Annotated in this window: 13 protein-coding genes; 6 read left to right on the top strand and 7 right to left on the bottom strand. The window is 45.5% G+C overall.

What is annotated here, in order from left to right:
• Positions 1-16: 16 nt before the first annotated feature.
• The 3 genes from gntP to gntR are packed head-to-tail and all read right to left on the bottom strand — an operon-like array spanning position 17 to position 3657.
• On the bottom strand, positions 17-1363 hold the full coding sequence (gene gntP / locus ACFVP7_RS21950; protein ID WP_003243139.1) for a gluconate permease GntP: 1347 nt from the start codon (positions 1361-1363) through the stop codon (positions 17-19).
• Between the two features lie 28 nt (positions 1364-1391).
• Positions 1392-2933: a gluconokinase gene (gene gntK, locus ACFVP7_RS21945; protein ID WP_375060302.1), complete on the bottom strand. Its 1542-nt coding sequence runs from the start codon at positions 2931-2933 to the stop codon at positions 1392-1394.
• Positions 2926-3657 (bottom strand): gluconate operon transcriptional repressor GntR, encoded by a 732-nt coding sequence (gene gntR, locus ACFVP7_RS21940; protein ID WP_003243132.1) that lies wholly within the window; start codon positions 3655-3657, stop codon positions 2926-2928. The genes gntK and gntR overlap by 8 nt, the downstream gene beginning before the upstream one ends.
• Positions 3658-3852: 195 nt before the next feature.
• On the opposite strand from gntR, the gene ACFVP7_RS21935 reads away from it, so the two are divergent.
• Together ACFVP7_RS21935 and ACFVP7_RS21930 are read left to right on the top strand one after the other, a co-directional pair.
• Complete coding sequence (locus ACFVP7_RS21935; protein WP_396582882.1) at positions 3853-5001, top strand: glycerate kinase; 1149 nt, start codon at positions 3853-3855, stop codon at positions 4999-5001.
• Between the two features lie 92 nt (positions 5002-5093).
• A complete protein-coding gene (locus ACFVP7_RS21930; protein ID WP_396582881.1) occupies positions 5094-6125 on the top strand; it encodes a polysaccharide pyruvyl transferase family protein in 1032 nt (343 codons plus the stop codon).
• Between the two features lie 39 nt (positions 6126-6164).
• Here the strand turns inward: ACFVP7_RS21930 and ACFVP7_RS21925 are convergent, their stop codons facing one another.
• Together ACFVP7_RS21925 and ACFVP7_RS21920 are read right to left on the bottom strand one after the other, a co-directional pair.
• Positions 6165-6857, bottom strand: a complete 693-nt coding sequence (locus ACFVP7_RS21925) for an LrgB family protein (protein ID WP_338731752.1) — start codon at positions 6855-6857, stop codon at positions 6165-6167.
• Complete coding sequence (locus tag ACFVP7_RS21920) at positions 6827-7231, bottom strand: CidA/LrgA family holin-like protein (RefSeq protein ID WP_009968420.1); 405 nt, start codon at positions 7229-7231, stop codon at positions 6827-6829. The genes ACFVP7_RS21925 and ACFVP7_RS21920 overlap by 31 nt, the downstream gene beginning before the upstream one ends.
• A 226-nt stretch (positions 7232-7457) precedes the next feature.
• Between ACFVP7_RS21920 and ACFVP7_RS21915 the strand changes: the two genes are divergently transcribed.
• Positions 7458-7889 carry a MarR family winged helix-turn-helix transcriptional regulator gene (locus ACFVP7_RS21915; RefSeq protein ID WP_003243994.1) on the top strand — a complete coding sequence of 144 codons (432 nt, stop codon included), beginning with the start codon at positions 7458-7460 and terminating at the stop codon, positions 7887-7889.
• Positions 7890-7945: 56 nt separating this feature from the next.
• On the opposite strand, the gene ACFVP7_RS21910 is transcribed toward ACFVP7_RS21915, so the two are convergent.
• Positions 7946-9016 (bottom strand): SDR family oxidoreductase, encoded by a 1071-nt coding sequence (locus ACFVP7_RS21910; RefSeq protein ID WP_338731748.1) that lies wholly within the window; start codon positions 9014-9016, stop codon positions 7946-7948.
• Positions 9017-9146: 130 nt separating this feature from the next.
• Here ACFVP7_RS21910 and yxaF point away from each other — a divergent pair, with 130 nt between their 5' ends.
• The 3 genes from yxaF to ACFVP7_RS21895 all read left to right on the top strand — a co-directional run bounded on the left by yxaF (position 9147) and on the right by ACFVP7_RS21895 (position 12145).
• Positions 9147-9722, top strand: coding sequence for a transcriptional regulator YxaF (gene yxaF / locus ACFVP7_RS21905; RefSeq protein WP_032725021.1), 576 nt, complete (start codon positions 9147-9149; stop codon positions 9720-9722).
• 93 nt (positions 9723-9815) lie between these two features.
• A complete protein-coding gene (gene qdoI, locus ACFVP7_RS21900; protein ID WP_120027660.1) occupies positions 9816-10829 on the top strand; it encodes a quercetin 2,3-dioxygenase in 1014 nt (337 codons plus the stop codon).
• Positions 10830-10936: 107 nt separating this feature from the next.
• A complete protein-coding gene (locus ACFVP7_RS21895; RefSeq protein ID WP_338731743.1) occupies positions 10937-12145 on the top strand; it encodes a DUF418 domain-containing protein in 1209 nt (402 codons plus the stop codon).
• 29 nt (positions 12146-12174) lie between these two features.
• Here the strand turns inward: ACFVP7_RS21895 and ACFVP7_RS21890 are convergent, their stop codons facing one another.
• Positions 12175-12630 carry an RDD family protein gene (locus ACFVP7_RS21890; RefSeq protein ID WP_015250840.1) on the bottom strand — a complete coding sequence of 152 codons (456 nt, stop codon included), beginning with the start codon at positions 12628-12630 and terminating at the stop codon, positions 12175-12177.
• Between the last annotated feature and the right edge of the window lie 117 nt (positions 12631-12747).

Here is a 12747-nt window from a genome sequence, read left to right as displayed (position 1 = left end):
CAGCTCCTTCTTAATTTCATACAACTAAACTTAACAATAAAATGAATCCCAGTCCAGCAACGGAAATAATGGTTTCCAGCAATGTCCATGTGGCAAATGTTTCTTTCATGCTTAATCCGAAGTATTCCTTGAACATCCAGAAGCCGGCGTCATTGACGTGTGAAGCGATGACACTTCCGGCGCCTGTTGCGAGTACGACTAACGCCAGGTTAACATCAGAATGGCCCAATAACGGAATGACCAGACCTGTTGTGCTTAGTGCGGCAACAGTCGCTGATCCTAGAGAAATGCGCAGGATCGCCGCGATGAGCCATGCCAGAATGATTGGCGATAATGCCGTTCCTTTGAATAAGTCTGCTACGTAATCGCCGACACCGCCGTTGATCAGCACTTGTTTGAAGGCGCCGCCTCCTCCGATGATCAAAAGCATCATGCCGATTTGTGAAATGGCAGTTGAACAAGAATCCATCACGGTTTTGACTGGAATGTTGCGCTTGATGCCCATTGTATAGACTGCGACCAATAACGAAATAATCATAGCAGTCGATGCGTTTCCAATCAATCTGATAAAAGCTAAAACTCCGTTATCTGCAAACCCGATTGTTTCTTGAAGCAGGTCGATAATGGTCGCGACCGACATGATGATAATCGGGAGCATTGCAGTAAAGACACTGATTCCAAAGCCGGGTGTTTCTTCAAGGTTAAACGTTTTTTGTGTGCCGAGTGATGCAATATTGCCGTTTTTCGCAAATGATGCAGGAACGATTTTTTTCGCAAACTTTGTAAATAACGGCCCTGCGATGAGCACTGTTGGAACAGCAACGATAAAGCCGTACAGCAGCACTTCTCCAATGTTTGCGCCATACTCACCGGCGATCGCCGTAGGTCCCGGGTGCGGCGGCAGGAAACCGTGTGTGACGGATAGTGCCGCGACCATCGGGATTCCGAGAAATAAAATAGAAATCTTCAATTCTCTTGAAATCGCAAAGACAATCGGTATTAATAGAACCAGTCCTACTTCAAAAAATAACGCAATCCCAATAATGAATGAGGCAATGACAACGGCCCATTGAATATTTTTCTCACCGAATTTGTTGACGAGCGTCATCGCAATGCGCTGTGCGCCTCCTGAATCCGCGATCAGCTTGCCCAGCATCGCACCGAGTCCGAAGATGAGTGCGATGTGGCCAAGAGTCCCCCCTATTCCTGCTTCGATGGAGCTGACAACTTTATCGAACGGCATCCCGAGTGCCAGTGCCACGCCGAACGATACGACCAGCAGGGAAATAAATGTGTTTAATTTTAAGCCCATAATCAGAAATAGTAATGCTAAGATCCCAAGTGCAACGATGATTAACGGCATGGTAATGCCCTCCCCTTCATGTCATGTACTATTTGTGTGTGATTAAGCCCCTCTGATAATCTGCAATTTGTGTATATTGATTTTCTAATAATCTTGATAGATTGATGAAAATCGGCATTAATGTTCTGTATTCCTTGGCTGAGTCTTCGATCGGCGTATGTCTGTATGTGCTGCCGATCATGTCGGACGCGGCGTCGAAAGAGTCAATTTTTCCTGTTGCATACAGGCCTAAAATGCAGGCGCCGAGACATGAGCTTTCGTAGCTTTCCGGAACGACAACCTCTGATTCGAAGATATCCGACATCATTTGGCGCCAAACCTCCGACCTTGCAAAACCCCCTGTCGCTTGGATGCGGGTTACCGGGCCATCCATGCATTCAGTTAACGCCAAGAACACCGTGTACAGGTTGTAAATGACGCCTTCCAATGCCGCGCGTATCATATGCTCTTTCTTATGCGACATGGTCAGGCCGAAAAATGAGCCGCGTACATCCGGATTCCACAACGGAGCGCGTTCTCCGGCGAGATATGGGTGGAACAGCAGACCGTCAGAACCGGGTCTGACGCGTTGGGCAATTTTCGTCAGCACGTCATATGGATCAATGCCCAGCCGTGTCGCTGTTTCGATTTCGGAGGAGGCAAACTCGTCTCTGATCCAGCGAAGGACGATGCCCCCATTGTTCACAGGTCCCCCAATAACCCAATGCTTGTCCGTCAAGGCATAGCAAAAAATTCTCCCTTTTTCATCGGTTTGCGGCTTGTCAATAATCGTCCGGATGGCACCGCTTGTACCGATGGTAACGGCGATTTCGCCCTTTTTAATGGCGTTAACGCCGAGGTTGGACAGCACGCCGTCGCTGGCGCCGATGACAAAAGGCGTTTCCGGATCGATTCCCATTTGGATCGCTATTTCCGGGCTGCAGTGCTGAAAGATCTCGGTTGTCGGCACGAGTTTGGATAAGTGATCCGGCGTGATGCCTGCGATGCGCAGTGCCTCTTCGTCCCAATCCAAGCCTTTCAGGTTCATCATGCCTGTCGCTGATGCCAATGAGTAATCGATGACATACTCATTGAACAGCTGTTTAAAAATGTATTCTTTGATGCCGATATATTTTTTTGCCTTGGAAGCGATTTCTTTCCTTTCATTCGTGATCCAGGCAATTTTACTTAACGGTGCCATCGGATGAATCGGTGTTCCCGTACGTTTGTACACCTCATGTCCGTTCAATTCCTCTTTGATCTTATGCGCCCAGCCTTCACTTCGGTTGTCGGCCCATGTGATGCATGGCGTCAGCGGCTTGTCATTTTCGTCGATTGCAATGACGCTGTGCATGGCGCTGCTGAACGAAATGAAAGAGATCTGTTTTTCGGGATGCTGTTTTGTAATTCTCGCTGTTGTATGGATGACTGCCTGAAATATCTCTTCCGGGTTTTGTTCAGCTGTTGAGATGTCCGGTGTATAGAGCGGGTAGCCGATGCTTTCTTTCTGTACCACATCTCCGTTTTCACTGAACAGCACAGCTTTTGTGCTTGTCGTGCCGATATCGATTCCTAACATATAACTAGTCATTGTTGTATTCAGCTCCTTTTGCCAGCATTTGTTGTGAGAGCCATAGGTCTTCTACCTTATCCTGCACATCATCAAAGTTTTGGTGAAGAGACTGAATCATCAGCGCCCTATCTTTTGTTTTGATGGCTTGAATATAAAGCTCGTGGTTATCTAAAATCCTTGTGAAGTCTTCATACTTTTCCTTTAACCGTACCCGCATCGATAAAAGAATAAAGCTTTCCATGACGGGTTTTAGATTGTTCCAGATCATCTGAATGTATGAATGATCAATCGCTCGGATAATGGTTTCATGGAACAGCACATCTTGAAATGAAAATTCGTCAGCGTCCTCATATTTGATTGAGACTTTCATCATTTCAAGAATTTTGCTGAGATCCTTAACTAAAGGCTCAATGTCTATTTTGACAAGCCGTTCAAAGACAAATGTTTCTAATAGTAAACGCACATCATAAATTTCCGCGATTTTCTTCTCAGTTAAACCAATTACGACCGCTCCCATTCGTTCTAAGCGGATGATTTTTTCGGATGCGAGTATTTTTAGCGCTTCGCGAACCGGCGAACGGCTTACTGAAAACTCGGCGGCGATTGTATTTTCTGATAAAATGGTACCGCTTTCAATCAGACCTGAAACGATCCGCATTCTCAGCTCGTATGCGACACGAACCCCGGTTGACGCTTTTGAGAGCCATTTTGCGGGATACAACAGGTCTTTGGAGTCTAGCATACACTCACCTTCCTCACTCAAGAAGTATACTTGTATACAAGTATGATAACGTGAATATTTCTTTTATGCAAACACTTTCATTTCTAATTTTTAATAAAATTTTTCCCAATCATTATGGTATTTATTTCTAAATGGAATATGGTACATTGGAGATAACTAGCATAAGTGAATCATGTTTTGAAAGAGGCGATTTGGATGAAAATCATCATTGCACCTGATTCTTTTAAGGAAAGCTTATCAGCTCTGGAGGCCGCAGACGCGATAGAAAGAGGTTTCAAGTCGGTCTTTCCGGGTGCTGATTACAGAAAATTGCCGATGGCGGATGGCGGCGAGGGAACTGTTCAATCTCTGGTCGATGCGACCAACGGAAGGATCATAGAGCAAGTTGTCACAGGGCCGCTGGGGGAACCGGTGAGAGCTTTCTTTGGCATGATGGGAGATGGGAGAACAGCTGTGATTGAAATGGCTGCTGCTTCAGGGCTGCATCTGGTGCCTGTAGATAAGCGAAATCCGCTCATCACTACAACAAGGGGAACGGGAGAATTAATCGGAGCAGCTCTTGATGCGGGAGCGGAGCGATTGATCATCGGAATCGGCGGAAGCGCCACGAACGACGGGGGAGCCGGGATGATTCAGGCATTGGGCGGAAGGCTTCTTGATAACTCAGGCAGCGAGATTGGTCCAGGGGGCGGCGCGTTATCTCAGCTTGCATCAATAGATGTGAGCGGGCTTGATTCCAGATTGCGGAATGTCAAACTGGAAGTTGCCTGTGACGTGGACAATCCGTTAACAGGACCAAAGGGTGCTACGGCTGTTTTCGGGCCGCAAAAAGGCGCGACGGCCGACATGCTGGATGTACTAGAACAGAACGTAAGCCATTTCGCTGATATGGCAGAAAAAGCGCTCGGATCAACCTTCCGAGATACAGAGGGCGCCGGTGCAGCGGGCGGTCTTGGATGGAGCCTGCTGACTTATCTTCAGGCTGACCTGAAAAGAGGCATTGATATTGTCCTTAATGCGGTTGATTTTGAAAGTATCGTTCAGGATGCAGATCTTGTGATTACCGGCGAGGGACGGATCGACAGCCAAACGGTTCATGGAAAAACGCCGATCGGCGTAGCCAAGGCGGCTAAATCATACGATGTGCCTGTCATCGGCATTGCGGGATCAATATCACGAGACAGTGATGCCGTCTACCAGCACGGAATCGATGCGCTTTTCAGCATCGTCCCCGGAGCCGTGCCGCTAGAAGACGCGTTTGAACATGCCGCGGAATATATGGAAAGAACGGCGCGGGACATTGCAGCGTCTATCAAATTGGCGAAAACGATGTTTCTGATATAGCCGATGCACATGCCAATGCATAGCCATCCTTCTTTTTGGGTAGAGACAGTTAACACACAATGAGGAATTCATCCCAGAAGGAGGACGCAGATATGACTGTACAAGAAATCAAAGGCAAAAAACTAGTAAAAGGCATTGCGCCAAATGTGGAGCCTGAAGCTCTGTTAAATGATAAACGAAAAGTATTTTTGTTTGGTTCCCCTAGTTACACAAACATTGGAGACCAAGCGATTGCGTATGCGGAAGAGAAATTTATCAAAAATCATTTTCCGTATTATGAATACATTGAGATTATGGATTATTCGACGGATGAGGGCATTGAACTGGTGAAGGAGATCATTCGTGAAGACGATATTGTCTGCTTTACAGGCGGAGGGAATTTAGGAAACCTTTATCTTGATATTGAGGAAGACAGAAGAAAGGTCTTTTCGGCGTTTAAAGACTACAAATCAATTTCTCTGCCACAATCCGTTTATTTTGAGGATACTGAGGAAGGACAGAAGGAAAAGAAAAAAACACAGGATGCGTACCATCAAAATACAAACTTAACGATTGCTGCGCGTGAGACGCAAACACTGGATGTTGTGAAGGAGACCTTCAACTCCAATGTGATCTTTACACCGGACATGGTGCTTTCCTTGGATATTGTGCCGCGAGAGCTCGAGCGGGACGGCGTTCTCTTTATTTTAAGAGCGGATAAGGAGAAAGTGACTGACGAAGATTTTATTTCACAGATGAAGAAATGGGCAGAAAAAACAACTTACACAGAGCGTACCGATACGGTGCTGGATACGGTAGACACCATCGATTACGCTGATCGTGAAAAGCATTTTATGGAGATGCTGGACCGCATCGGCTCCAGTAAATTGGTGATTACCGACCGCCTTCACGCGATGATTTTCTCGATTATCACCAAAACACCTTGCCTTGTCTTTGGGAACAGCTATGGCAAAGCCAAACATTCATATCGGGATTGGCTTGAAAGCTTAAACTTCATTGAATATACAGATCAACATCATATTGAGGAACTGGAGCACATGATTGACCGCCTGCTTCAAGCAGAACCGAATGACGTTGATTTATCTAAGGACTTTCAGCCGCTGATTGATTTTTTTGCTTCTTAAACGAAAAAGACTGCCCTCCTCCGGGGCAGTCTTTCTTTGTTAAATATGAAACAGCCAGACGACGAGCGGACCGAAGAATGAGCCGAGCACCGCACAAAGCGTCATGGAGACGGAACTCATGGAGACGGCCAGTTCCCCATATTCCAATGCTTTGGAGGTACCCAGTGCATGGGAGGCGCTGCCTAATGCAATGCCTTGTCCAAGGGAACTGCGTATGCGAAGCCATTTTAGGAAAAGCGGCCCGAGGATGACGCCTGAAAAGCCCGCAATCATGACAAATACGACTGTCATGGAAGGGACGCCGCCAAGACCGGCGGCGATCTGAATAGCGACAGGGGTTGTGATCGACTTTGGCAGAATGGATAATAAGAGATCATGATCAATCCCGAATGCTTCTGCGAAGATCAGCCCGCTGATCATTCCCATGCATAATCCGACCAGGACGCCGCCTAAAATGGGAACACAATGTTTGACAATGATATGCCATTGTTTATAAAGCGGATAGGCCAGTGCCACAACAGCCGGCCCAAGCAAAGAATTGATCCATTTCCCCCCGATCATATAGCCTTCATAGGAAACATGGAAGATCATCAAAACCGCTACAATCAAAATGGTCGTTGTCAGAACGGGGATCAGAAATGGAAGCGGGAATCGCTTATAGAGTTTGACCATCGCTAAATAAGCGGCAACTGTTAAAAGAATTATAATGATCGCGATACATGCTTGCTGCATTTCTCTTTCTCCTCCCGTTTTTTAGCTTTTTTCTCTAATAGCTGGCTGGCGAATCCAGCCGCAATGATCGTGACGATGGTGCTCAGAACGACTGTAATCAGCAGCATCAGACCATTGAATGAAATGAGAGACGGATAGTTTATCACTCCTGTCATTGCCGGGATGAACAACAATGGAAGGAAGGATAATAAAAACCCTGCTCCGTCTTCAATGATGGAGACGGGAACAATACGGAGGCCCAAGCAGATCAGAAGCAATACCAATCCAACGATGCTTCCTGACACGGGTAAATGAAACAGATGCTGAATGGCTTCCCCGATCATAAAAAATACATATAATATCAACACTTGCAAAATAATTCGTATGACTTTCACATCAAGTGCTGCTCTCCAATCAGAACAGCTTCCTCCTTTCTGGTGCTTGCTTCTAGGATGGTTCTGAGGAATCGCTTTACTTTCTTTTTATATGATTGTACTATACAAGTATAATAATTGATTTAGTCATATAACGACTTGTATTTATTCAGTTAATGTACATTTGTATTATACAAGTATATATGATGTTGTCAATGCCGGAGATTGGAATAGGGAGCGAGAGCGATTGCAAAATCAAAATCCAGTTGAATTAATTGAATATGAGCTGACGACTTTTATCAGGAGAGCTGTTTATCTGGATCAATCAGAGAAAAGAACAGGGAATTTGGAGAGATCTTCGTACTTATTACTGAGACAATTGGATGAGTTTGGGCCTGCTCGTGTTAAGGAATTGGCAGAATCGTTTAAGCTTGATATTTCTACTCTTTCAAGACAAGCAGCTGCATTAGAGGCAAAGGAGCTCATCTATCGTTTCTCAGACCCATCTGATGGGAGAGTCAGCCTGTTTACTATTACAAAACTCGGCAAACAACTATTAAAAGCCGATCAGCAAAAGCGCCTTGAACGTTATGAACAGATGCTGAAAGAATGGTCAACACAGGAAAAAGAGATGTTTGGCGAGCTGCTGCAGCGTATGAACAAGGCTTTTATCGATTAACAGCTGAAAAACCCATGGTTCGCTGGAACAGCATGGGTTTTTCTTATGGTCAGAGATTATCTGCATCTTTTGGCGGCAGCCCAAGCCACTAGTCCGGCAACAACAGCCGCCGATACAATTGGGCGCTTCGTCGCTTTTGTGTAGTAGCTTCTTGACCTCATCCATCCTTTATTTGTGCCTCTGTCATGCATACCGCAGCCCGCATCATAAAGAGCGCTTTCTTCTCTCGGACTGGACGGTCTTTCGGCATGCTGGCTGTGATACATGATTTTTTCCATCAGTCTGTCGGTCAGACGAGGAAAAAGCGCGCCCAGCATGGCGATGGCTTTGGCCTGTGAGCCGATGTACATGTCGCGCTTAGGGTGTTCGGCGGCAAACAGGATCGCTTCGGCGACCGCTTCCGGCGGATAGATTATGGAGCGGTAATGAGCCGGCTGTTTGTCGAGGTAGCTGTGCGCATGCTCGTTATATGGTGTGTCAATTCTGCCCGGGTGGATGAGCGTTACCGAGACGGGCGCCTGTTCCTTTTTAAGCTCCATTCGGATGCTTTCCGTCCAGCCGTGAAGCGCAAATTTGGCAGACGCATATGTGGATTGAATGACTGTTCCCCTGTCTCCGAACAGGCTTCCTACATTAATGAGTGCGCCCGGCACACCTCTGCCGGTGTAGTGTTTGACAGCCGCTCTTGTTCCGTAAACAGGTCCCCAGAAATTTGTGTCGAACATGCGCTTCATGTCTTCGACGGTGACGTCCATGGCATGTCCGAAAGTCGAGACGGCCGCATTGTTGACCCATGTGTCAAAGCGGCCGAATGTGCTGATCGCGGTTTCTGCGATGCGGTTGACGTCCTCTTCTTTTCCGACATCCGCCTTTACCCATATGGCGTCGTGCCCTTTTTCCTTAAGTTCATCAGTGAGCTCCTTCAGCGCGTCTTCATTTCGCGCTGCTGCCACGACCTTTGCGCCTTTTTCTGCTGCCATTCGTGCCGTGACAAGTCCGATACCGCTTGAAGCGCCGGTAATGACGATTACCTGATCCTTGAGTTTTTTCAGTTTGATCTTCGTTTTCATGCCGGGGTTCTGTTGTTCAAGCTGCTCTGTATTCGTGACTGAATGATCGATTGTCATTGAGAGATCCCTCCTAGACGCTGTTTTTGTACATTACCCCATCCGGAAGGGTCTTACCCCTTTTGACAATCACAGGGTTCTTTTTTATATTATATAAGTCGCTCTACCATACCTAGGAGGGAATGTTTTAATGACTAGCAGAGGAGATTCACGTGAAAAAATCCTTCACACGGCGTCACGTCTGTTCCAGCTGCAAGGATATCACGCGACAGGTTTGAACCAGATTGTAAAAGAAAGCGGTGCTCCTAAGGGATCGCTTTATCACTTTTTTCCGAAGGGCAAAGAAGAACTAGCAATTGAAGCGGTTACATATACGGGTAAGATCGTTGAACATCTGATACAGAAAAGCATGGATGAATCCTCTGATCCTGTTGAAGCGATTCAGCTTTTTATCAAAAAAACAGCCAGCCAATTTGATAACACAGAAAGCATTAAAGGTATTCCAGTCGGTTTGCTGGCGAGTGAGACAGCGTTAATCAGTGAACCGCTGCGGACGGTTTGCATGAAGGTGTTTAAAAGCTGGGAAGCGGTTTTTGCCAGAAAATTAATGGAGAACGGATTTGCAGAAGAAGAAGCAAATCAGCTTGGAACGCTGATTAATTCGATGATTGAGGGCGGCATCATGCTTTCGTTAACGAATAAAGACAAAACGCCTCTTCTTCTCATTGCCGAACAAATACCAGTGCTGGTGAGAAAAAAAGGGTAGCATTTTGTTATCCTTTCTCCTACAATTATATAGAACGGTCTAGACAAATAAATGATAATATATAGACTGGTCTAAATTGGAGGAAACGATAATATGAAAACATTATGTACACATTCATTGCCTAAAGAAAAAATGCCTTATTTGCTCCGGAGCGGAGAAGGCGAGCGCTATCTGTTCGGCAGACAGGTTGCCACGGTAATGGCGAATGGGAAGAGCACAGGTGATCTGTTTGAGATCGTGCTTCTTTCCGGGGGAAAAGGAGATGCCTTTCCGCTTCACATCCACAAGGACACACATGAAGGAATTCTCGTTTTGGACGGGAAACTGGAACTGACACTTGATGGTGAACGCTATTTATTAATATCAGGTGATTATGCGAACATTCCGGCGGGAACACCGCACAGCTACCGGATGCAGAGCCACAGAACAAGACTGGTATCTTACACGATGAAAGGAAACGTAGCGCACTTGTATTCCGTTATTGGGAATCCGTATGATCACGCTGAACATCCGCCGTACGCAAGCGAAGAAGTCTCAAACGAGCGATTTGCAGAAGCAGCCGCTGTAGCGGACATTGTATTTCTAGATGAAGGAAAGCCTGCATGTTCGGCCAAATTAGCGGAACTTACAGAGCTGCCAGATGGAGCGGTTCCATACGTTCTTGAATCTGGAGAAGGAGATCGCCTGTTGACTGGAGATCAGCTTCACCGCATTGTGGCTGCACAAAAAAATACAGATGGCCAGTTTATCGTCGTATCCTCTGAAGGCCCTAAAGGTGACCGAATCGTTGATCACTACCATGAACATCATACAGAAACATTTTATTGCCTTGAAGGTCAGATGACGATGTGGGCAGATGGCCAGGAAATTCAGCTGAATCCGGGAGATTTCCTGCATGTCCCTGCAAATACCGTTCACTCCTATCGCCTTGATTCTTACTATACAAAGATGGTGGGCGTATTGGTTCCTGGTTTATTTGAACCGTTTTTCCGGACGTTAGGCGACCCGTATGAAGGCCACATCTTCCCATGTGAGCCTCAGGCTTTGCGCTTTGATCGCGTTTTGCAGAATATCGAAGCATTAGATTTAAAGGTGATGAAACCATAAAGATGACAAGATTGTAAGGTTTTCATGCCGGCCTGACACCTAAATCGATGTTTCCGCGCTTCATTTTTTCATACCCTTAAGGTACAGAAAAAAGGAGCGTGATGGCTATGTCTTCATTACAGCCGACTTTAACAAATGAGCGGATCGGTGTGCTTGATGTGCTGAGAGGAATGGCGATTTTCGGCATCTTATTTGTCAATCTGGCACATTTTGGTTATCCGGATATGTATTTGTCTATGCTTGGAAAAGAGAATTTTTTCATGGATAAGTGGTCTGAAGCTGATTTTGCCGCCGCAGACATACTGAAATTCTTCATTCAAACAAAATGTATTTTATTGTTTTCCTTTTTATTTGGATTTGGCATGGTTGTCATGATGGAGAGAGCAGAAAACAAAGGGAAACGGTTTGTTCCGTTATATGTGAGAAGGTTAATGGCGCTTCTCTTGTTTGGAACGATTCATGCCTTTTTGATATGGGACGGGGATATTTTAACAGAATATGCCCTGCTCGGTTTTGTCCTGCTCTTGTTTCGAAAAGCAAAGCCGAAAACACTGCTGATATGGGCGGTCTCTTTGTATCTTCTGTTTTCCATTCCGTTCATGTTGACAAGTTTTGATCAATCAAACGGACAGGAATGGGTACAAGCGGTAACACAGCAGGCAAAACAAGCGATTCATGTTTATGGAAGCGGCAGCCTGAGGGACATTGCAGAACAACGGATCCATGATCGTCTTGTTTACATGTCTTCGAATGGCATGCTTACGTATAATCCGCTCAACTTTTTCTTTGCATCCATTCCATATTTCAGCATGTTTTTGCTGGGAGCTGCGGCAGCAAAATCACGGTATTTGCATGAACCGGAAAAGCATCGCAAAGGATTAAAACGATTATGGATGGCTGGGCTTGTCATCGGCATCGGCGCCCAGGTGCTGTACAGTGTAACGGATAAAGAAATATGTTTGCTGATTGGCGCGCCTTTCCTCATGTTTTTCTATGTTACAACGGTTGTCTATCTTTATCATAAAACAAAAGTGAGAACAGTGTTGCAATCATTCTCCGCTTTTGGAAGGATGGCATTTACCAATTATTTGATGCAGTCTATTGTGTGTACTTGGATTTTTTATCATTACGGCTTGGGCCTGTATGGAAAAGTGTACCCTGCTGCGGGCGTGCTCATTACAATTGCTGTTTGTGCCGTTCAAATGGTCTTCAGCCACCTTTGGCTTCGTGTCTTTCGGATGGGGCCGTTTGAGTGGCTGTGGAGAAGCGCTACGTATCTGTCGTGGCAGCCTATTGTAAAGAAAACAAAAGTCTAGATGCCTATTGGCGTCTAGACTTTTTTCTATTATTTATACACGACACGTGTTTTGCAAATGATGTCATGCAGGCCTTTTTTCTCTCCAAAGGCGATCATGATAAACCCGATATAAAAGATGATTCCAGATAAGATATAGGCAAAGTAACGGCCAATTCCCTGTCCGACAGAAACCCGTTCGCCTTGTTCATTGACCACTTTCAAGCCAAGAATTTTTTTGCCCAGTGTGCCTTGCATTTTAGAAGCTGTGAGCAGCCCGTAATATAATACGCTGATGACGATCATGATCAGCATAGTAGGCAAAAATGCAAGCGTCATGTATTTCACTAAATACTCTTCTTCCGTCATGTAAGGGTTTGTTGCCACAGCCCCAGCTACAAAAACAGAATTGATCACAAATAGAATAATATAACTAGGAACAGATACAATAATGCCATCAATAAAATAAGCTAAAAAACGAATCCAAAATCCTGCTGGTTTTTCCATGTATTTTTCTCTCTCCTCTGAATTAATCTGGAATAGTATACTTTGAAAAACAAGTACATGCAATATGATATGGTGATAAAATCCTGATATTACAGAAAAATGAGTCTTTTATCCTTT

It is taken from the genome of Bacillus sp. SG20033 (genome assembly GCF_044570195.1).
Classification (GTDB): Bacteria; Bacillota; Bacilli; order Bacillales; family Bacillaceae; genus Bacillus; species Bacillus subtilis.
This window is presented reverse-complemented; position numbering and strand designations above follow the sequence as displayed.